Genomic DNA, 20,384 nt, shown 5'->3' with positions numbered 1-20,384 from the left:
AAACAGGCATACAAAGTTCATGGTAGAATATCTGCCATGATAAGATTATACCCAGGAAAAAAAAGGAAAGTGTCGATGTGATGCCTATAACAAATTATTTAGCTTCTTCTTTACTTCATCCGAACAGTGTTCAATGAATTGCTCTGCTATGATATCCATCTGGCGGTAATCAAGTGGCTTTGTGATAAAACCAGCATTGTTAGCTGCCGCAAAATCTTTATCGAATGGCTGAGATGAAGTGGAGAATAAAATTGCAGGAACGTTATCATACTTATCCATTTCGCGGATACGCAGTAGCGTTTCGCGGCCATTAAGCCGTGGCATATTGATGTCAAGAATTACCAGGCAAGGCACTTTCTGATTGTCGGTAATGTTCTTTAAAAATGATAAGGCTTGCAATCCGTCAGTAACCGTAACAAGATCTACATGATTACGATATTTTGAAAAAGCTTCAGCTACTAGTTCCAAATCATCCGTATCATCATCTGCATAAAGAACAATATTTTTAGCCGCAACTTGGTCTGTCATTAGGTTCATTTAGGAGGTTCAAATATAGGTAAACAGTAGTTCAAAATGCCCCGCGCCTGTTGATTAATTTGCTATGCTACTATTTATGTTACAACTATTTAAGGGTTTTAATTATACGTTTAGAAGCACATCTACATTCACTTGCCACAAGTAAGGCTGTAGCTTGTCTATAGAACAGAAACAATGGATTTTCACAATAGAAAATCTGTACTTCCGGTAGTAAACTTCTACATAAAAACTATCCAACTGGTAAAGAACAATTGAATATAAAGCATTTCGCTGCTTGCCAACATACACGCCATGCTGGTATAGCATGTCTGCCTGTTCTTTCATTTTCAACTGGCTGAACATTGATATCGTGATCATTCTGTTGGTTTTTGAAATACAAAAGAACTTGCAGTATGGTCGTCTACACAATTACCAGGTATAGGGTTGTTTTGCTACTTCGGTAACTTATAACAAGATACAATGCTTGGCTTTATAGATAAAGAGAATTTTACATTGAGAAGAAAATAGCAACAAACGGGTTGATAACTGTTTTAAGCCTTTATATTAAATCACCTTAAAATCCGTTATTTACTTCTTGTTGCTTATGATCATGATATTTACTTTTATTACAATCTTACACAGTAATGATCGCTAATAACGAATTAAGAAAAGGAAACATGGTGAAGCACCCTGCAGGCATTGGAAGAGTAAGCCAGGTACTTTGGAACCGGGTAGAACTGGAGATAGCTGATGGTAATGAAAGAAGCTTTATTGAAGTACAATACGATGAACTGGAGCCTATACCTGTAACAAAAGAAGTTCTAGAAAAATGCGACCTGGTAAAACATAGAAGATTTTATTATGCAAATGTCTTCTATTCGAAGACCGGTAAGTTCGTCATCAACCAGTTGCGTGACAATATAGAAATATCATTTGCTGTGAATAGTACACCCGGAATAATCTCCGACAAGAACCTGAACCTCCACCAGTTGCAGAACATGTATTTCGTTTTAATGAATGAAGAACTTCATATTGATATGTAATGGCTAGATCAATATGAAGTTTTTATAATGCTATTGGATAATCAAAATATCCTGTTTACCTTGTTCATGGTATTTAATAGTCTAAGGTGTTTTATGAAGCCATGGCAGAATTGCTATGGCTTCATTTTTTACAAAATGTCATAACCCGTGCATTTTAAATTAAGGTCATTGTTGAAGAAGCTCCACGCTTATGTAAAACAATCAATGCTCAAAGAACCTTGCTTAACATAGATTTTATTTGTATGCAGTCGTTAGCTGCTTATGATCAGCTACTTATTTGCCTCTAGTAACAGGCATACCTTTTGCAAAATACCCGGTATGAAAAACACACTCTTTGCATTAGCATGCACTTTACTCTTTATAGCATGTAATTCCTCCGGCGATCAGCAATCAGAGAAAAAGACTGAAAAGGAGAAAAAGATATCCTCCAGGGACTACAGTATTACACAGGCTAATGCCTATAATGATATTTTCATTGACAGCCTTACAGTGGCCACTTACATAGATTCTATTAATACATCTGATAAAGTAAAACGACGGATTACCAGTTTTTACAATGCGCGCAACTACCAGTTTGCATGGTTTTCTTCTGAAGGTTTAACAGAACAAGCAAAAGGTTTCTGGAATCTCTTTCATTATGATGCAGAATACAGGTCGGATAGCCTGCAGCGTGATGAAAAGCTGAAACGAAAAATGGATGATCTTTTTACCGCAAGCAATGTTTCTATAAGCGCTACAGACCGCTCTACTATTCAAACAGAACTTATTCTTACACGCCTGTTTATAGAACATGGATTGGAACTGTATGAAGAAGGTTATGTAAAACGTAAAGAAATGGAGCGTTTTATTCCTCTGAAGAAAACAGATCCATTGAAACTTGCTGACTCTTTACTTACAAAAAAGCATAAGGACGATAAATATTACGAAGACATCAACGAATCGTACCGGAAACTGAAAGAATACCTGGGGCGTTATATGGAGGTGGCTAAAAAAGGTGGATGGCCAATAATTGAATCGAAAGAAAAATCTTTGAAACCCGGTGCTTCTTCTCCTACCATACTAGCAATCAAAAAACGCTTACAACTCTCAGGCGAATACAATGGACAAGATACCACCATGGTGTATGATCCATCGCTGGAGCCAGTTATTAAAAACTTCCAGGAAAGACATGGTTACACGCCGGATGGTGTGATAGCTGCCTCTACCATAAAAGAACTGAATATGCCTGTAGAGCAGGCCATACAAAAGCTTCTTATTAATCTTGACAGGATGCGTTGGCTACCTTCAAAACCAGAAGGCAACCTGATACTGGTGAATATTCCAGAGTTTGTGATGCATGTAATGGAGGGCGAAAAAAAGGTTTTTGATATGAATGTTGTAGTTGGAAAAGAAGGAAACAACACAGTGATTTTCACGGATGATCTTGACCAGGTTGTTTTCAGTCCTTATTGGAATGTACCTCCCAGCATAGTTCGTGAAGAGATCTTACCTGCTATGTCGCGTAACCCTAATTACCTGGCAGGACAGAATATGGAGATAGTGAAAGATGGTGGAGACCTGCCGGTGGTAAGGCAACTGCCTGGTGCTGGCAATGCATTGGGAAAAGTAAAATTCCTCTTCCCTAACAGCTTCAATATCTATTTTCACGACACGCCTTCTAAAAGCTTATTCAGCCGCGATAAAAGAGCATTTAGCCATGGCTGTATAAGATTGCAAGAACCTGAAAAGATGGCAAACTATCTTCTTAGAAATGATCCTGAATGGACTCCTGAAAAGATCAATGCAGCAATGAACAGCGGCACTGAAAAATATGTAAAACTGAAACAACCGGTTCCGGTGTTCATCACCTACTATACTGCATGGGTTGATGAGCAGGGAAGATTAAACTTCAGGGACGACATATATGGCCACGATGAAAAACTGGCGAAGAAAATGTTTGGCGTACCTGCTCAACCAGCTATGGCTACAAAATAAAAATGATCAAGCTTTCTTAGAAAGGTGCCACACCATGGCACCTTTTGTTTTTTATATGATGCCATGCAAGCTTCCACCTTTCTCAAACAACCTGTCCACCCGCTTTTCTACCGCAGGATCATGTTCTAAGGCAGGTGCATGATGCGGTTTTACCCTTGCATCTATGACCAATGGTCCTTTGCAGCCCCAATGTTTATGTTTTACAAAAGAAGCAATGCCATGTATATCATGCGAAGGATTGCAACGCGTGAAGGCGATCCAAAGAAAGTTGTTGAGGGTTGCGCTTGCAAATGAGCTATCATCGCACAAGATGATAAAAGGAGCAGTTGCGAGCTCTTCCACTTTATTTGTGAGCTGTTCGTTGAACCGCTCTATTTCCAGTTCTGTTTCTTCGTACGAAACAAACGCAGCACCTTGTAAGGCTACTACTCCGGGTATACAAACCTGGGGATTATGAAAACCTTGCAACTCCTTTAGTGCTGCTGGTGCTTCTGTACATAGCTCACGCAACACTTCACCATAAGCGGCAAAAACAACCTTGCTGCCACTGTTCAATCCTGTACCGGAATAATCTAAAGTGTCTATAGTAGTATTTGTATAAAAATGAACATCACGCTGCAGGTCTATCCGCTGCAGCAGGTATTTAAAAAAAGGTTCTATATGATGCGCATCTACTTTATTATCATCATCAGCTGTAATGAATAAAAATTTTGCAAGGCTCAGTTGTCCTTTACCTAAAATATGATTAGCAATGGTAAGCAGCTCTGCGGGTTGTTTAGCAGGCATGTACGGCGTATACCTTTCGCTACCTACTGCCAGTAATAAAGGATGAACACCAGCAGCATCCACAGCATTCACTTCTTTCAATCCAGGAATTTCTACCTGCAAAGCGCTACCTGCTATTTCATGAATGAGTGCTCCGAAAGTTGTGTCTTCCTGTGGTGGCCGGCCCACAACGGTAAACGGCCATATAGCATCTTTGCGTGCATACACTTTATGCACCCGCATCAGCGGGAATGGATGCGTGAGGCTATAATAACCCAGGTGATCACCAAATGGTCCTTCAGGTTTATTTTCTCCCGGGTAAACTTCACCGGTAATCACAAAATCAGCATCTGTACTTAAGCAATAGCCGTCCTGGTAAGTATAGCGGAATCTTCTTTGTCCTAAAGCACCTGCAAAGGTCATTTCACTGATGCCCTCTGGCAGAGGCATAACTGCAGAAAGTGTATGTGATGGAGGCCCGCCAACGAAGCAGCTTACTTTTAGCGGCTGACCTTTTTTATTAGCCTTAGTTTGATGTACACCTATACCGCGATGCAGCTGGTAGTGCAGGCCGATCTCTTTATTTAGTTCGTATTCATTTCCTGAAAGCTGTATTCGGTACATACCCAGGTTGGCTTTCATGATACCTGGTTGATCTATGTCTTCAGTATACACCTGCGGAAGCGTAACGAATGCGCCCCCATCTTTTGGCCAGTGATGAATAAGCGGCAGGTCTGCTACCTGTACCTGCTGGTGCATTACAGGTTTATTTGAAGGATCTTTTAGAGGCAAAGCTTTGAAGGCTGCAAGGCCGGTAGTAATATTCTTGAATGGCTGCTTGATGGCTTTCATCGGGTCATTCTTCAGCTCCACCAGTTGCTTTACAAGATGCATACTATCCCTGAATAGGAACTTGCCACGTTCTAAGGTGCCGAAGATGTTTGAAGCTGCACGAAATCTCGAACCTTTTACATTTTCAAAAAGTAAGGCTGGTCCACCCGCTTCATGCACACGTAAATGAATGGCAGCCATCTCCAGGTAAGGGTCTACTTCTTCTTTTATCCTTACCAGGTGATTGTGTTTCTCCAGGTCAATCAAACATTCTTCTAACGAGCGGTATGCCATAACCAAGTTTTTCTGCCAGCGAAGGTAGAGGGAGATGAGGGATTTTAGATTTAGGGATTTAGGATTTTAGATTGAGACAACTTTCAACGATCCAAAATCAAGTATCCAATATCATGTATCCAGTATCCAGCATCTATATCCTTACACTTAACCACTAGAACTGTCTTCCTCCTCCTCCTCTTCCTGCTTGCCTTGCAGGTCCGCTACCAAAGTTGCGGAGGTTATACGTAAAGGTGAGCATGAAGTATTGTTGCAGTACCTGGTTCTGCTCATCTTCTATATAGCTATCTGTAACATTACGCGTGATGCTTTGGTTTTGTTTTAGCAAGTCAAATACACTCAACTTCAGTTCTCCCAATTGGTTCTTCAACATTTTTTTACCAACCGACATATTCCATAGAAAAAAATCCTGGTTAAAACCTTCGGTTAAACCACGATACAACTGCTGGTTCAGGTCATTCTGGAAGAACCAACCATTTTTAGAAAGCAGGTTTAACTGTAAGCCTGCCACATGCGAGAAATACTTCTGGTTAAGCTGCTTCTGCAATTCATTGCGCACCGTATTGAAGTTGGCCGAATATGAAACAGTGAAATCAACATATTGGCTCACATTACTTGCCACCACACTACCAAGCGTATACGTCATGTTGTTCGACATATTCTGCTGGTTGTTGATGATACCCGGCAACCTGTTGTAAGTAACGCCACCGTTCAGATTAAAGTTGGATTTGATGAACTTTAAAGGCACTGCAAAGGTCAGGAATGAACGTACGCTTAGGAAACCATCTAAGTTAACAGGCTTGCTTAGCTGTTGTCCGCTTTTCAAAACAATACCATTTGCCAGGGAAGAGTCGCCGCGAACAGGAATGAATGTAGCATTGGAAATATAATCTTTAGCAGATTCAAGAAATACATTCCCTACAAACAACAAACCTTTTTGTGTATTGGTAAATGTATAACGGGTGCTGAGTGTATGTGTAAACTGTTGCTCCAGTTCAGGATTACCAGCCGTTACAAAAGGAAGATTGGTAATATCTATTACATCCTGCAATTGGTTAACAGAAGGATTATTGGTGCGAGCCCTATAGAACATTCTGATGTTACTTCTTTCTGACGTCTTCAAACGCAGCATAGCATTGGGCAAAATGTTATTGAAGGTCTTGTTCACTTTTAGCGGCAGCGGAAACTCCTGGTCGCTGTTCAATTGCGATTGCTGGTAGTTTGCACCCAGTGAGAATTGGTTATCACGCGTTGAATAACGATAAGCAATACCGGCATTCTGCGCTTTCGTTGTATTGTCAAACTTGCTTGATAGCTGCGGGTTGAAATTTGAATAACCGTTAGAAGGCTTATCAAATTCATACGCTTGCTGGTTTGAATTATTACGTGAAAAACTTGGGTTGTAGCTAAACTGCAACTGCGCATTTTCACTTACCGGTTCTGTGTATACAAGGCTCGATGAAACAGACAAGCCATTACTTGTTTGGTCAGTAAATCTTCTTAAAGTAGAATCTCCATTCATACCTGTAGAGGTAACAGCCGTATCAAGTAAAGTATAAACTTCGCCATTGCGGTTGTTATACGATGTGTTCAGGTTGATGGAAAAAGTTCTGCCTCTTTTTCTAAAAGAGTGGCGGTATAAGATATTGTTGTTGATGTTGGCTCCTATCCTATCGCTATTGTTCACATTACTGGTTCTGCTTACAGGCGATGAAGTGGTTTGGTTATAGAAAGTAGTAACCACATCTCGCACAGAACTGTTTTGCTGGATACTGATGTTTGGCGTAATGATCAACTGGTTGAATGAATCTATCCTGTACTCAAGCCTTGCATTTACCCGGTGGTTGTTGTTGCGACTGTTATTGATGTTCGTTTGAAACAAATTGGGTACACTGCGCAAGAAGTACTGGCGATTAAGCACCTGGTCGGTAAAGTTGTTGGTGTTATTGAAAAAATAGCTGGCTGCAATATTTGCCTTTGTACCCCAGTTGTCAGCATAGTTTACACCAAATGCATTGGTGCGGTTAATACCATTCTGCTGACCTACCAGGAAGTTGCCTGCATTTCCGCCACCGCCACCTCCTCCTCCACGAGGTCCACCACCTCCACGACCACCACCGCCGCCACCGCGACCACCGCCACGTGCAGAACTTGTAACGCCTAATAAGTCTTGCTGGCCAAAGTTCTGTTGGTTGATGTTATTGAAGTTTCCAACTAAGGATATTTTCCTGTTGCCATTTAAGAAAGTAGTATTACCACCAGCATGATACCTGCCATCGGTGCCATAGCCGGCAAACACCCGACCAAACTGGCCATTGCGCATGTTTGCTTTTGTAACAATGTTGATGCCCTTAGTAGTATTGCCGTCATCAATACCTGTGAATTGCGCCTGGTCGCTTAGCCTGTCAAAAACCTGGATCTTATCTACTATTTCTGCAGGTAGATTTCTTAACGCAGCAGTGGCATCATCTCCAAAAAACTCACGACCATCTATAGTTACACGTTGTACATTTTCGCCCTGTGCTTTCACTTGTCCGCCCTCTATGGTTATACCGGGCATCTTGCGCGCAAGGTCTTCTACGGTAGCATCCGGGTTTACTTTAAATTGGTTTGCATTGTACTGTACCGTGTCTTGCTTTTGTGTTACAGGAGCAATAGATGCGGTAACAGTAACACCTGCCAATACACCAGCTTCTATAACAAGATCTACTGTGCCTAGATCAACATCCGCAGTATCTACTCTAAGTCCTGTTGTAGCACTGCCATAACCAATGGTTGAAAAGCTAATGCGGAATGTATCAGGCTCTAAAACCACAAAACGAAACCTTCCTGAAGTATCCGTTAATACACTTCTTTTATAAGTGGTATCCGAAACATTTTGCAATGTAACAGTAGCAGACTGCACAGTAAGCCCTGATTGCTTGTCGCGTACCACACCGGTGATATTGATCTGTGCAAATAGAGTAGAAAAGGAAAAAAAAAGAACTGGAATAAGTATAGCTAATTGTTTCATGGTTGCGTGTTATCGAGATCGATGATCAAAAGTAGTTTCAATGAATATGCCATTGGCCTTGTGCCAGCTGCTTAATAGGTGAATGACAAACATTTAAAGGTGAGTAGGAAAGAAAATGTATAGGCACTTCTAAACCATGATGGGCTTACGTAGTCTTTATTGAGATTTACTCCTGGAACATATTGCTGCCAATGTTCTTTTAACAAAGGCCATAGACTCTCTGGCAGGTTTTTTTCTTGGAGCAAAGCAAACAACTCAATTAAAACAATGACTATGAAAAAAATCATTCTACCCCTACTCGTTATTCTAATCATCCCGCTTATGTACTCGTGTAGCAGTACACGCTTAGGAAGGTATTTTTTAACTGAAGCAGATGCTGCTTCTGCTATTAGGCAAATGCTGGAAATAGGAGCTCGTGACAATTTCACTTCAGGAGCTTTCAGTAAAGAAACCATTCTCACCACACTGTTTCCAGGGCAGGTTTCGAAAACGTTGAATACCATCAACCAGCTTGGCCTTACATCGGAGATCGATCGTTTTTCTACTACCTTAAGTACAGCTGCTGAAAAATCAGCTACAGCCTCTGTTCCTATTTTTGTATCCAGCATCAACAATATGAGTTTTAATGATGCTATGCGTATTGTAAAAAATGGCGGATCGTCTGCTACGGATTATTTACGCTCTGCAGCTGGTGACAGTCTTCGCCGCTCACTTCGTCCTGTAATGGAAGCTGCGCTAAACGAATACAAACTGGTTGATCAATGGAATGATCTTATCAAACCTGCTCAATCACTTTTAGGCAACAGGCTGAATGTAGATCTACCTACTTTAATGGCAGGTGCTGTAAGTGAAGCGATGTTTAGAAAGATTGCGGAAAGAGAAATTGCAGTTCGCCAGCAGGCCGCTGCTCGTACTACACCTTTATTACAACGAGTTTTCTCAAGGGATTGGAACCAACAATAAACGCTGGTTGATCATTTAGGTCATCCAAACATTTATCCATAACTATAATTGAAGAAGCCGCAACATACCTGTGTTGCGGCTTCTTTATAAAGTATATGAACCTTAATCCATTCCACCCTTACGCGTTGGCTGTCTTACAGCAGGCCATTGCAGCTGCTGACCCGTGCGACGATTGGTAGGCAGAATAACTCTATCACGCTGCGCTTTGTTTGGATCTTCGCTTGCCATGTAAGCAAGTATAGCAGTAAGAATAGCATTGCTTCTTACATCATCAAAAACGATCTTATCATATGTATCCCTGTTGGTATGCCACGTGTAATTGCCATAACTCCAGCTTAACGAGCTAAGCATAAAGGCAGGCACACCTGCAGCTACAAATGATGCATGATCTGATCCTCCCCCGCCAGGACTGCCGGGGAAATTTGTCTTGATGTGTTGCTTGATGGTATCAGGAACCGGGGCCAGCCACCTGCTTACAAAATCGTATGCGTGCAGGAAACCCTGTCCAGAAATATCTGCTACTCTTCCTGTACCATTATCCTGGTTGAATACTGCCTGCGTATTATTTACTATCTCCGGGTGATCGGCAACAAAGGCACGCGAACCATTCAGCCCTTGCTCTTCGCTACCCCAATGTCCTACCAGTATGGTACGTTTTGGATTAGGATACACCTGCTTTAAGATCCGCATGGCTTCCATCATTACCAATGTACCTGTTCCATTATCAGTTGCTCCTGTTGCACCATCCCATGAATCGAAATGCGCAGATAGGATAACATATTCATCAGGCTTTTCCGTTCCTCTTATTTCAGCTATTGTATTAAAAGTTGGTACTACACCTAATTCTTTCGCATCAGCGCGAAGGCTTATTCTTGGTTTAGCTCCATTTTCAGCAAGCCTGTACAGCGTGCCATAATCTTCTAATGAAATATCTACCGTAGGAACTTTTTTGGTATAGGCACTGAAGATTTTATTTACACCAAAACCACGTGACCAATACGAAGAGATGATACCCACTGCACCTGCATTTTCCAATGCTGTTGGCAATGTACGTGCAGTATAACCCGCTTTTCTCAAACGGTTGCTCCATGCTGCGGTTTGCTCTGTACGTTCCTTCTTCATTTTTTCAAATGATTCTTTGGTAGCAAACTCTTCCCAATTATAATCTGGTCTGCCAGTAGATTGAAGCTGCGATACCAGCACAAACTTTCCCTTTACAGTTGGCAGCCAACGGGCATAAGCAAGTGAATCATCAAGGTCTGGAAACACAACAGCCTCAGCGGTTACTGTTTTACCATTTGTTCCGGGGCTCCAGGCAAGCATCATTCCTTCCAGTGTTCTTACTCTTGGATGCACCATGTCTATATGGGTAATACCCCTGTCCCATCCGCGCCATTCGCCCCATTTTTCATTGCGAGCAGTTATGCCCCAGTTCTTATATTTTTCTACCGCCCAGTCGTTGGCTTGTTTCATCTTAGGTGTACCTACCAGCCTTGGGCCGATGGAGTCTACCAGTTCATAAGCCAATCTTTCTAATTGGGAATTGTCAGTTGCTTCTTTTACAATCCTATTCACTACAGCATCTGTAGTTTGTGCAAATGAATTGGAACACAAAAACTGCAACGAAACACAAACCGTTGTAATAACAACAAAACCTTTGTTTCTCATAATGTACCTGTTGATTATAAAATGAAGTTAAGAAGATGCTTTTTTAAATGTGCTCTTTACCATTTACTTTGATTGATAGCTGCACACATTGAGCAGCGGCTTATATTTACTGCTTCTGAAAATTTACCTATGAATAAAAAACTGGTAGCAACTGCAGTGGTTGCACTATCACTTGTACAAACGCATATGAACGCACAAAAAATGGAATGGCCTAAAGTAAAGCCGCCGGTGGCAGAAAAAAAGCCATACACCCGGACGCTTCACGGTGAAAGCGTGGTGGACAACTACTACTGGATGATTGACTACTTTAAAAAAGGCCCCGACAGCACCAATACGATTGCATACCTGGAAGCAGAGAATAACTACCTAAAGGCTATGATGAAAAGCACCGAGCCGCTGCAGGAAAAGTTATTCAATGAAATGAAGGCGCGTATAAAGGAGAAAGATGAATCTGTTCCTGTTTTGAAGAATGGCTATTACTACTACACTCGCACAGAAGAAGGAAAACAATACTTTAAGTACTGCCGCAAAAAAGGCAGCCTTTCTGCCAAAGAAGAAGTACTGTTAGATGTAGATGCAATGGCAGAAGGTCATCCTTATTATTCAGTTACAGGTTTCCAGGTAAGCCCTGATAATAAACTGCTGGCGTTTGGGATAGATACCGTTTCGCGCAGGCAGTATGTAATACGCATCAAAGACCTGGCGACGGGCAGGCTGTATAAAGATGTTATTCATTCTACCAATGGAAATATTGCCTGGGCAAGTGATAACAAGACCATCTTTTATACATCAAATAATCCTATTACTTTATTATCTGAAAAGATAAAGCGTCACTTACTAGGTACAACTGAAGACCAGGATAAAGTGGTTTACGACGAGAAAGACAACACGAACTACATAGGTGTAGGAAGGTCGAAAAATGGCAAGTTCATTACGATCTATTCAGGTGGTACACTTTCTTCTGAAACAAGATTCATCGATGCATCAAAGCCAACCAGTGATTTCAAGGTATTTCAGCCACGCATGAAAGATGTATTATACGAGGTATCGCCGCTGGATGATAAGTTTCTCATTCTTACCAACTGGAACGCGACCAACTTCAGGTTGATGGAAGCACCACTTAACAAGCCTGGCCGTGAAAACTGGAAAGAAGTGATTCCGCATCGTACTGATGTATTGCTTTCTGGTGTAGAAGAATTTAAAGACTTCATTGTAGTAAGCGAAAGAAAAAATGGGCTTGTACAACTGCGTGTGAGAAAACTTGCAGGAGACCAGGAACATTATCTTGATTTTGGAGAACCAGCTTATACAGCTAATGTAGCCGGTAATCCTGAATACAAAACAACTACCCTTCGCTATAATTATAGCTCGCTTACCACACCTGCATCAGTGTACGATTACAACCTGGTGAACAAGACCAAGCAGCTTATGAAGCAGCAGGAAGTATTGGGTGGTTATGATGCATCGGAATATGTGACTGAAAGATTGTATGCTACTGCAAAGGATGGCACACGTATTCCAATGTCCATTGTATATAAAAAAGGATTCAAGAAAGATGGTAGTCAGCCTGTACTGCTTTATGCTTATGGATCTTATGGCATAAGTACTGATGCTGCATTTAATAGTGCAAGACTTTCATTGTTGAACAGGGGTTTTGCCTTTGCCATTGCACACATTCGTGGAGGCCAGGAAATGGGAAGACAGTGGTATGAAGACGGCAAAATGATGAAGAAGATAAACACGTTCAATGACTTTATTGACTGTGGAAAATTCTTGGTAGAACAGAAGTATACAAGTAAAGAACATTTATACGCACAAGGCGGTAGTGCAGGTGGATTGCTGATGGGTGCTGTTGCCAATATGGCTCCGGATCTATGGAATGGCCTGATAGCGCAGGTGCCATTTGTAGATGTAGTAAACACTATGCTGGATGAAAGCATTCCGCTTACTACCAACGAATTTGATGAGTGGGGTAATCCTAAGAATGCAGAAGCATATGCCTACATGAAGAGTTATTCTCCATATGAAAATGTAGAGAAGAAGAAGTATCCAAACATGCTGGTAACGACAGGCCTGCATGATAGCCAGGTGCAATATTTTGAACCAGCTAAATGGGTGGCTAAACTGAGGGAATATAAAACAGATAATAACGTGCTACTTTTTCAAACGAATATGAAGTTTGGACATGGTGGTGCGTCAGGAAGGTTTGATTACCTGAAAGACGTAGCACTCAATTATGCATTTTTACTGGCACTGGAAGGAATAACTGAATAATGCCGAACGACTACTTCAGGTTCAAGCAGTTTACAATACATCAAAACAAAAGCGCCATGAAGGTATGCACCGATGCATGCCTTTTCGGTGCTTTTGTTGCTAATGAAATAGTAGCATCACCTGCTGCCTCTCACGTACTTCCCACTTCAAACCTCCCACTTATTCTCGACATTGGTACTGGCACTGGTTTACTGAGCCTGATGCTTGCACAAAAAACCAATGCACACATAGATGCAGTGGAGGTAAATGATTTGGCAGCAGAACAAGCTGCTGAAAATATCGCTGCATCACCATTTGCAAAGCAGGTCTATGTTCACAATAATAGTATCCAGCTATTTAGTGAAGAGACCCAGCAACAGTATGACCTGGTCATAAGTAATCCTCCTTTTTTCGACAATGATTTAAAGAGCAATGATGAAGGAAGGAACCTAGCACTTCACAGTGCTGCCTTATCGTTGCAAGAGCTGGTAAGTGTTGTAAAAAAGTTGCTGAAACCTTCAGGACAATTTGCAGTATTGTTACCTTATCATCGATGTAAAGAGTTTAATGATATGGCAAGTGCTGCTGGATTTTTTTGTGAGAAAAACGTCTCGGTTAAGCAAACGAAAAAGCATGCTCCTTTACGCAGCATGCTTCTATATACGCTTTCTCCTACTGATGTGCATCACGAAGAGATCATCATTAAACAAGAGGGAAACTACAGCGAAACATTTACTCAGTTGCTACGTGATTATTATCTCTACCTGTAGATCAACGGCTGATGTTAGCTTGAGGTGCATAAGCGTAATCATGCAGGTAATCATATTGCGGCGTCAACTTTCCTTCCTTGAGTATGGTAGCACGCTCCAACACAGGCGATGTTCCTTGTAAGACATCTTCCAATACATACTTTATCAATTGTTGCCCAAAATACCTGCTTGCATCGCGTGGTAGTTCATTTGGCAAATTGCCTACAGCCATCACATCTACACAATCCTTTTGGTAAGGATCTACCATTTGCCTGCTGATAGGATCAACGCCGTAAACCGGAAACTCTATGGTTGAATCTCCAAGGTTACAAGGCACACTTCCTTCCTTATCATCAGTTATGTCGGCTATGGTTTGAATGCGAAAATCAGGAAGTAACATATCGCTCCATTCAAACAAGCGCGGTACATTCTTATCCCAATAAATTCCATTCATCAGGATGTCAGTATGCGGTAAAAACTGCCTGAACGTACAGCGGTAGTTCCTGGGATTATTATGAAAATCATCGCGATTGTACTTGCGAGTTACTTTGTGCTCGTAAAGGTCGGGCCCTTTCAATTGCACATATGCAGGATATTCAAAATCGCGTGAGAGAAAATCTTCTTTTTCAACCTCTATAACTCCCAACAGGTTCATGATCTCAAGGATACCGCTAGCTACACGGCCACTTCCCGTTACAGCGATCTTCACGTTTGGAAGCTTTAATCCGAAGTATTTATTCAACAAGTGCTTGTAGGTTTTACATTCTCCTACACGGCATAAACTAAAAGCACCTGTACGGTTGCCGTAAGCATATATTCCGTTATGAGCACCAACAATGCCAGCAAAGAAACCAAAGCCAATGATCCTTTGACCGTCGGCATGTTCCAGGCATTCATAATCTATAAGCGTGATCTTTTTATCAACCATGGCATTCATCAGCGCCTGGTTGTGTGGTTGCATTTTTTTAGTATGCGAAAAAAACATGTAGCGTTTGCCCGGAACCAGTTGTTGTACCGGCACCTCTTTTATACCAAGTAAAAGATTACATGATGAAACATCTTCATTCACCTCCACTCCTGCTTTCCTGTATTCATCATCTGAAAAGCACCTGTTTTTACAAGGTTGTACAATAACTTTTAATCCGGCAACTTTTGATTGCAGCATCCTGCATTGCGCAGGTGTAAGTGCCACTCTTTTGTCTTCAGGTATTTTACCTTCTTTGATTAATCCTATAACAAGCATTCGGTTAGTAACTTTGTGCCGAAGGTAAGAAAGGAGCAGCAAGTAGATGTCAGCTGTCAGCTTTGAGCAACCAGCTTTGAGCTATGAGCAATCAGCTGTGAGAAGTGAGGTGTGAGGTGTCAGCTGTGAGATCTGAAATCTGAACATCTATTGCAAGTATTACTTATCAACAAATCTTTTGTTCACTGACCACTAATTTCTGATCACTGATCAACCAACATCAAACAAAATGAACTACTTCCAACTTTTCGAAATACCCGTTTCACTTCAGCCAGATAAGCAGCTTTTGAAGCAGAAGTTTTATGTTTTAAGCCGCAAGTATCACCCTGATTTTTTTACGCAGGAAAACCAAATGGAACAAGCAGAGGCATTAGAGATCTCTTCTATGTTAAACCAGGCTTATAAAACCTTGCAAAACCAGGATGAAACAATAAAGTATGTACTAATGCAAAAAGGACTGCTGGAAGAAGAAGAAAAGTACCAGTTGCCACCTGACTTTTTGATGGAGGTGATGGAACTGAATGAACAACTGCAGGAAGCACAGATGGAAAGTAATGCTGAAGATTTGGAAAAAATGAAGCAGGCAATAGCTAATCTCCAGGAAGAGATTTACGTACCTGTAAAAGATATAATTGCAAGCTATAATGATGAAACCACCACTATTGAAGAGCTACAGCCGGTAAAAGAATATTACTTCAAGAAAAAATACCTTGACAGGATTTTGGCTACTATGCGCTGAAGCCTTAATATTGCACCCTCTTTGAAAGGAGCAGGTAGAAAGTTTCAGGCAGGGTAACAGCTTCTGAAATTCATACTTACTCGAGCAGCCCGGGTGGCGGAATTGGTAGACGCAGCAGACTCAAAATCTGCCGCCTTCACGGGTGTATCGGTTCGATTCCGATCCCGGGCACAGGTTAAAGGAGCAATGAAAATTGCTCCTTTTTTATTTTATTTACTACATGTTTTACGTGTATGCAATAAAGAGCATTCATAGATCATACATCTACGTTGGTTTAACGGATAATTTTGAACGACGATTTCACCAACATCAATCTGGTCAGAACAGAACAACAAAGCCTTACGCTCCCTTCATCATTTTACATTTTGAAGAACTTCCAACGCGCCCCGAAGCAAGAAGCAGAGAAATCTATCTAAAATCAGGCTCCGGAAAAGAGTTCCTAAAGTCTTTACTCAACAAGTGAGGCAGCAGACTCAAAACCTGCCTGCCGGCAGGCAGGTCTGCCGCCTTCACGGGTGTATCGGTTCGATTCCGACCTGCCTGCGGTAGGCAGGTCCCGGGCACAGGTTAAAGGAGCAATGAATATTGCTCCTTTTTTATTTTATTTACTACATGTTTTACGTGTATGCAATAAAGAGCATTCATAGATCTTACATCTACGTCGGATTAACAGAAAATCTTGAACGACGATTTCACCAACATCAATCCGGTCAGAACAAAACAACAAAGCCTTACGCTCCCTTTATCATTTTACATTTCGAAGAACTTCCAACGCGCCCCGAATCAAGAAGCCGAGAGATTTATCTAAAATCAGGCTCAGGAAAAGAGTTTCTAAAGTCTTTACTCGACAAATGACGCAACAGACTCAAAACCTGCCTGCCGGCAGGCAGGTCTGCCGCCTTCACGGGTGTATCGGTTCTATTCCGACCTGCCTGCGGTAGGCAGGTCCCGGGCACAGGTTGAAGGAGCAATGAAAATTGCTCCTTTTTTATTTTATTCTAGTTGCTCCAATATGGAATGACAAGGAGGTGAACTGAGTTCTTCCAGGAAAGAACATTATCCAGCATCCGCTTCTATCATCCAGTATCCACTCGCATCATTCAGAAATTGCCATCCAATCTCATTGCTTTACATTTGCCCGCCGGAGAAGAAGCTTGAAACACTGGTAGATTACAAAACTGTATGACAACCAGCTATGAATGGTTTAAATGAGCATTTAACAGCCATCCCTTCTCCACCAATAAAACTTATAATTTTTTCCTGATATGTTATTAGGTCTTCAAAATGTGACTTTCGAATTTGGTGCAAGAGTAATTGTGAGTGATGCTACCTGGCATATTCATCCTGGCGACCGCGTTGGCCTTATTGGCTACAACGGAACTGGTAAATCTACCCTGCTAAAGGTGTTAGTGGGTGAATACCAACCATCGGCCGGAACGGTAGAGAAAAGTCGTGAAACCACCATCGGTTATCTTCACCAGGACCTGCTTTCGTTTGATACAAACGATACCATAACAGGTGTGGCATTAGGCGCCTTTGAACGTGTGATGCAGTTGGAAAAAGATATTGAGCACCTGGGGAAAGAACTGGAAGTGAATTATGAAGATGAAGAACTATTACACCGCTATACCGATGCATTGCATGAAATGGACGTGCTGGATGGTTACAATGTTCATTATAAAGCCGAAGAAGTTCTGCATGGACTTGGCTTTAGCAACGAAGACCTTAGCAGGCCCTACAAAGAATTTAGTGGAGGTTGGAGAATGCGGGTACTGCTTGCCAAGATGATCCTGCAGGCACCGGACGTACTCCTGCTCGATGAACCTACCAACCACCTTGACCTTCCGTCGATAGAGTGGCTGGAAAAATACCTGCTTAGCTACAAGGGCAGCGTTGTGATTGTGAGCCACGATAAATTTTTCCTGAACAGGATGGTAAATAAGATCGTAGAGGTTTACCAAAAGCAACTGCACATTTATACCGGCAACTACGACTTTTACGAGAAGGAAAAGATGATAAGGATTGATATGCAGCAGCGTGCTTTTGAAAACCAGCAGGATTATATACGCCAGCAGGAACGTTTCATTGAACGCTTCAAGGCCAAAGCCAGTAAGGCTGCACAGGCGCAGAGTGTTCAGAAAAGATTGGATAAACTGGATGTGATAGAAGACGTACAAATAGAAAGGCCTGATATCCGCATCAACTTCCAGGTAGATAAAACACCTGGTAAAGTGCTTGTTTCGCTGAAGCATATTGATAAAAAATTTGGTGAGAATGTGATATTGGAAGATGCGGTAGCCGAAATAGATCGTGGAGATAAGATAGCGCTCATCGGTGCCAATGGTAAGGGTAAGTCTACCCTACTTCGTATTGTTGCCGGCGTTGAAAATTTTGAAGGAGAAAGGATTTGGGGACACAATGTAGAAGAGAGTTTTTATGCACAGCACCAGCTGGAAGCGCTAAACATCAACAATACTTTATTGGATGAATTGAAAGACGCAGGCAGTAAAAAAACTGAACCTGAGCTTAGAGCTCTACTGGGTTGCTTCCTGTTTGGAGGTGATGATGTAGATAAAAAGATCCGGGTACTGAGTGGTGGTGAGAAAGCACGTGTGGCACTGGCAAAAACCATTATCAGCAAAGCCAACTTCCTGATGCTGGATGAACCGACGAACCACCTGGATATGCACTCGGTGGAATTATTGGCCGAGGCATTGCGCAAATACGAAGGCTCCATCATCCTTGTTAGCCACGACCGTTTCTTTATTTCTAAAACAGCCAATAAGATCTGGGAGATCGTTGATCATAAGATCAAAGAGTTTAAGGGTACTTACCAGGAATGGGTAGAATGGAACGAGCGCATGGCAAAAAAGGAACAGGAAAATGCCAAAGCAAAAATTGAAGACAAACCAGCTCCTGCTCCAAAAGCATCTAAGCCTGAACCAGAAGTGAAACCAGAGCCAGCTAAGCCTAATCAACCAATCAATAAGGAGAAGCAAAAAGAGCTGCAAAAGCAACAAAAGAGATTAGCTACACTAGAGGCTGATATTAATAAAGCGAATAACGAAAAAGAACGTCTTGCACTAGCACTGGCAGCACCTGAAAATTATGCTGACAAACAAAAATTTGCTTCGGTTGAAGCAGATTTTAAAAAAGCGCAACAACTCGTGGATAAACTAAACCAGGAGTATGAAGCGCTTTTTGAAAAAGTATTAGAACTGGAAGCTGAAGCTAGTTAAGCTTCAGCTTTCATAGTTTGCGATTGACTGCGGCTGTCTACACTTGCTTCCATCGCTTTTACAAAATCACTTACAAGGTAGCTAATCAGTTTGCCTGTTGTATCACTAGTACGTCCGTCAGGTAAGCGTGCTGCACCTTCGCATATATGCAGGTATGCACAGTTAGCCTCGCTGGCAGCATAGGTAACAAACTGCCGGGCATGTTTTGCAGAAACACCACACGGTGTGGTAGCACTACTTAGCACATTTTCTATACTGTCCATATCTACTTCTATACCTGTAAAAGTATCATCAGTAAAACTGGTGGCCTGCGCTACAGCCTGTAAGAAGTTAGACTTCTCATGGATAAAGATGTCTTCGTAGCTGATGAAGTCAATAAAAGGATTGTTCACGATGTCCATCCAGATATTTTGATTCAGGTAATTTTCGTGAAGCCCAACCACAAAATATTTCTGCAGGAATCCATCTTCCTCTGCATAAGAAAATCCGTTGCCGCTATGCCTGCCTTCCAACGGTCTGAAATCAGCATGTGCATCCAGGTTGATGCAGTTGATAGAAGCCAAAGGCACCTTTCCTATTTTGTACAAACCCTTGGCAGCCCCCATAATGATCGGGTATGAGTTATTATGACCTCCGCCAATTATAATGGGTATCTTATTGTATTGCGTAAGCAGCTTAATCATTGGCTCTACAGCATCATCCACTGTACGCACGGCATGCCTGTAGGCATCTACCTTCTCTTGCTGATCGTAAGCATTCTGTTCTATTACCCTGGCAATTTCTCTAAAGTCGAAATGGCCCAGCAACAAGATGTCACTGCCTTCTATGAAGTCGTTGCTTTGTATGTTTAGAAATGCATTTAAGAAAGGTGTCCATGCAGTATCAGTGCCTCCAATGCCTTGGTTAGCTTTTACACCAATATCTTCTGGTATACCAATTATGGCAAATGTGGCTTTCGATTCCTTCAATGATTGCTCAAGATTAGCAGGATCGGAAATTACTTGAATGCGCTCTCCTAGTTTTGTTTCAAATCGCCTGATCTTGGTGAATGACAGAACATCCTGCTTTGTATAAAAATGAAAATGATCCATATG

Annotated in this window: 16 protein-coding genes and 1 tRNA gene; 10 read left to right on the top strand and 7 right to left on the bottom strand. The window is 41.7% G+C overall.

The genetic code is table 11. The features are described 5' to 3' along the window. Window positions 1–84: 84 nt before the first annotated feature. Both J4N22_RS08990 and J4N22_RS08985 read right to left on the bottom strand, forming a co-directional pair. Window positions 85–528, bottom strand: coding sequence for a response regulator (locus tag J4N22_RS08990; protein ID WP_207493591.1), 444 nt, complete (start codon window positions 526–528; stop codon window positions 85–87). Window positions 529–639: 111 nt separating this feature from the next. Beyond that, on the bottom strand, window positions 640–894 hold the full coding sequence (locus J4N22_RS08985) for a hypothetical protein (protein ID WP_207493590.1): 255 nt from the start codon (window positions 892–894) through the stop codon (window positions 640–642). Between the two features lie 266 nt (window positions 895–1,160). Between J4N22_RS08985 and J4N22_RS08980 the strand changes: the two genes are divergently transcribed. Both J4N22_RS08980 and J4N22_RS08975 read left to right on the top strand, forming a co-directional pair. Further along, the gene (locus tag J4N22_RS08980; protein ID WP_207493588.1) at window positions 1,161–1,559 is read left to right on the top strand and encodes a hypothetical protein; all 399 of its coding nucleotides are present in this window, start codon (window positions 1,161–1,163) and stop codon (window positions 1,557–1,559) included. Between the two features lie 318 nt (window positions 1,560–1,877). Then, window positions 1,878–3,533 carry a L,D-transpeptidase family protein gene (locus J4N22_RS08975; protein ID WP_207493586.1) on the top strand — a complete coding sequence of 552 codons (1,656 nt, stop codon included), beginning with the start codon at window positions 1,878–1,880 and terminating at the stop codon, window positions 3,531–3,533. Window positions 3,534–3,584: 51 nt separating this feature from the next. Here the strand turns inward: J4N22_RS08975 and J4N22_RS08970 are convergent, their stop codons facing one another. Together J4N22_RS08970 and J4N22_RS08965 are read right to left on the bottom strand one after the other, a co-directional pair. After that, window positions 3,585–5,423 (bottom strand): UbiD family decarboxylase, encoded by a 1,839-nt coding sequence (locus J4N22_RS08970; RefSeq protein ID WP_207493585.1) that lies wholly within the window; start codon window positions 5,421–5,423, stop codon window positions 3,585–3,587. A 154-nt stretch (window positions 5,424–5,577) separates the two neighbouring features. Continuing rightward, window positions 5,578–8,436 (bottom strand): TonB-dependent receptor, encoded by a 2,859-nt coding sequence (locus tag J4N22_RS08965; protein WP_207493584.1) that lies wholly within the window; start codon window positions 8,434–8,436, stop codon window positions 5,578–5,580. 273 nt (window positions 8,437–8,709) lie between these two features. On the opposite strand from J4N22_RS08965, the gene J4N22_RS08960 reads away from it, so the two are divergent. Next, entirely contained in the window at window positions 8,710–9,399 is a 690-nt protein-coding gene (locus J4N22_RS08960; protein ID WP_207493583.1) for a DUF4197 domain-containing protein, read from the top strand. 102 nt (window positions 9,400–9,501) lie between these two features. Here the strand turns inward: J4N22_RS08960 and J4N22_RS08955 are convergent, their stop codons facing one another. After that, window positions 9,502–11,067: a M20/M25/M40 family metallo-hydrolase gene (locus tag J4N22_RS08955; protein ID WP_207493582.1), complete on the bottom strand. Its 1,566-nt coding sequence runs from the start codon at window positions 11,065–11,067 to the stop codon at window positions 9,502–9,504. A gap of 129 nt (window positions 11,068–11,196) precedes the next feature. On the opposite strand from J4N22_RS08955, the gene J4N22_RS08950 reads away from it, so the two are divergent. Together J4N22_RS08950 and J4N22_RS08945 are read left to right on the top strand one after the other, a co-directional pair. Further along, on the top strand, window positions 11,197–13,341 hold the full coding sequence (locus tag J4N22_RS08950; protein ID WP_242692105.1) for a S9 family peptidase: 2,145 nt from the start codon (window positions 11,197–11,199) through the stop codon (window positions 13,339–13,341). Window positions 13,342–13,397: 56 nt separating this feature from the next. After that, window positions 13,398–14,090, top strand: a complete 693-nt coding sequence (locus J4N22_RS08945) for a tRNA1(Val) (adenine(37)-N6)-methyltransferase (protein ID WP_207493581.1) — start codon at window positions 13,398–13,400, stop codon at window positions 14,088–14,090. 1 nt (window position 14,091) lies between these two features. On the opposite strand, the gene J4N22_RS08940 is transcribed toward J4N22_RS08945, so the two are convergent. After that, the gene (locus J4N22_RS08940; RefSeq protein WP_207493580.1) at window positions 14,092–15,312 is read right to left on the bottom strand and encodes an NAD(P)-dependent oxidoreductase; all 1,221 of its coding nucleotides are present in this window, start codon (window positions 15,310–15,312) and stop codon (window positions 14,092–14,094) included. Between the two features lie 229 nt (window positions 15,313–15,541). Here J4N22_RS08940 and hscB point away from each other — a divergent pair, with 229 nt between their 5' ends. The 5 genes from hscB to J4N22_RS08915 all read left to right on the top strand — a co-directional run bounded on the left by hscB (window position 15,542) and on the right by J4N22_RS08915 (window position 19,290). Next, complete coding sequence (gene hscB / locus J4N22_RS08935; protein ID WP_207493579.1) at window positions 15,542–16,051, top strand: Fe-S protein assembly co-chaperone HscB; 510 nt, start codon at window positions 15,542–15,544, stop codon at window positions 16,049–16,051. Between the two features lie 87 nt (window positions 16,052–16,138). Beyond that, window positions 16,139–16,222 (top strand) — tRNA-Leu (locus tag J4N22_RS08930). Between the two features lie 49 nt (window positions 16,223–16,271). Beyond that, a complete protein-coding gene (locus tag J4N22_RS20255) occupies window positions 16,272–16,514 on the top strand; it encodes a GIY-YIG nuclease family protein (RefSeq protein ID WP_207493578.1) in 243 nt (80 codons plus the stop codon). Between the two features lie 149 nt (window positions 16,515–16,663). Further along, the gene (locus J4N22_RS20250; protein ID WP_425339412.1) at window positions 16,664–16,906 is read left to right on the top strand and encodes a GIY-YIG nuclease family protein; all 243 of its coding nucleotides are present in this window, start codon (window positions 16,664–16,666) and stop codon (window positions 16,904–16,906) included. Window positions 16,907–17,316: 410 nt separating this feature from the next. Continuing rightward, window positions 17,317–19,290, top strand: coding sequence for an ABC-F family ATP-binding cassette domain-containing protein (locus J4N22_RS08915; protein ID WP_207493576.1), 1,974 nt, complete (start codon window positions 17,317–17,319; stop codon window positions 19,288–19,290). On the opposite strand, the gene J4N22_RS08910 is transcribed toward J4N22_RS08915, so the two are convergent. Beyond that, the gene (locus tag J4N22_RS08910) at window positions 19,287–20,381 is read right to left on the bottom strand and encodes a formimidoylglutamase (protein ID WP_207493573.1); all 1,095 of its coding nucleotides are present in this window, start codon (window positions 20,379–20,381) and stop codon (window positions 19,287–19,289) included. The two genes, J4N22_RS08915 and J4N22_RS08910, sit on opposite strands and share 4 nt — an antisense overlap. Window positions 20,382–20,384 lie beyond the last annotated feature (3 nt).

The organism is Aridibaculum aurantiacum (genome assembly GCF_017355875.1).
GTDB classification, from domain to species: domain Bacteria; phylum Bacteroidota; class Bacteroidia; order Chitinophagales; family Chitinophagaceae; genus Segetibacter; species Segetibacter aurantiacus.
This window is presented reverse-complemented; position numbering and strand designations above follow the sequence as displayed.

Excerpts from the sequence above, each read along its gene's own strand:
- J4N22_RS08990 (WP_207493591.1), bottom strand. The coding sequence starts at position 528 with ATGACAGACCAAGTTGCGGCTAAAAATATTGTTCTTTATGCAGATGAT.
- J4N22_RS08985 (WP_207493590.1), bottom strand. The coding sequence starts at position 894 with ATGATCACGATATCAATGTTCAGCCAGTTGAAAATGAAAGAACAGGCA.
- J4N22_RS08980 (WP_207493588.1), top strand. The coding sequence starts at position 1,161 with ATGATCGCTAATAACGAATTAAGAAAAGGAAACATGGTGAAGCACCCT.
- J4N22_RS08975 (WP_207493586.1), top strand. The coding sequence starts at position 1,878 with ATGAAAAACACACTCTTTGCATTAGCATGCACTTTACTCTTTATAGCA.
- J4N22_RS08970 (WP_207493585.1), bottom strand. The coding sequence starts at position 5,423 with ATGGCATACCGCTCGTTAGAAGAATGTTTGATTGACCTGGAGAAACAC.
- J4N22_RS08965 (WP_207493584.1), bottom strand. The coding sequence starts at position 8,436 with ATGAAACAATTAGCTATACTTATTCCAGTTCTTTTTTTTTCCTTTTCT.
- J4N22_RS08960 (WP_207493583.1), top strand. The coding sequence starts at position 8,710 with ATGAAAAAAATCATTCTACCCCTACTCGTTATTCTAATCATCCCGCTT.
- J4N22_RS08955 (WP_207493582.1), bottom strand. The coding sequence starts at position 11,067 with ATGAGAAACAAAGGTTTTGTTGTTATTACAACGGTTTGTGTTTCGTTG.
- J4N22_RS08950 (WP_242692105.1), top strand. The coding sequence starts at position 11,197 with ATGAATAAAAAACTGGTAGCAACTGCAGTGGTTGCACTATCACTTGTA.
- J4N22_RS08945 (WP_207493581.1), top strand. The coding sequence starts at position 13,398 with ATGAAGGTATGCACCGATGCATGCCTTTTCGGTGCTTTTGTTGCTAAT.
- J4N22_RS08940 (WP_207493580.1), bottom strand. The coding sequence starts at position 15,312 with ATGCTTGTTATAGGATTAATCAAAGAAGGTAAAATACCTGAAGACAAA.
- hscB (WP_207493579.1), top strand. The coding sequence starts at position 15,542 with ATGAACTACTTCCAACTTTTCGAAATACCCGTTTCACTTCAGCCAGAT.
- J4N22_RS20255 (WP_207493578.1), top strand. The coding sequence starts at position 16,272 with ATGTTTTACGTGTATGCAATAAAGAGCATTCATAGATCATACATCTAC.
- J4N22_RS20250 (WP_425339412.1), top strand. The coding sequence starts at position 16,664 with ATGTTTTACGTGTATGCAATAAAGAGCATTCATAGATCTTACATCTAC.
- J4N22_RS08915 (WP_207493576.1), top strand. The coding sequence starts at position 17,317 with ATGTTATTAGGTCTTCAAAATGTGACTTTCGAATTTGGTGCAAGAGTA.
- J4N22_RS08910 (WP_207493573.1), bottom strand. The coding sequence starts at position 20,381 with ATGGATCATTTTCATTTTTATACAAAGCAGGATGTTCTGTCATTCACC.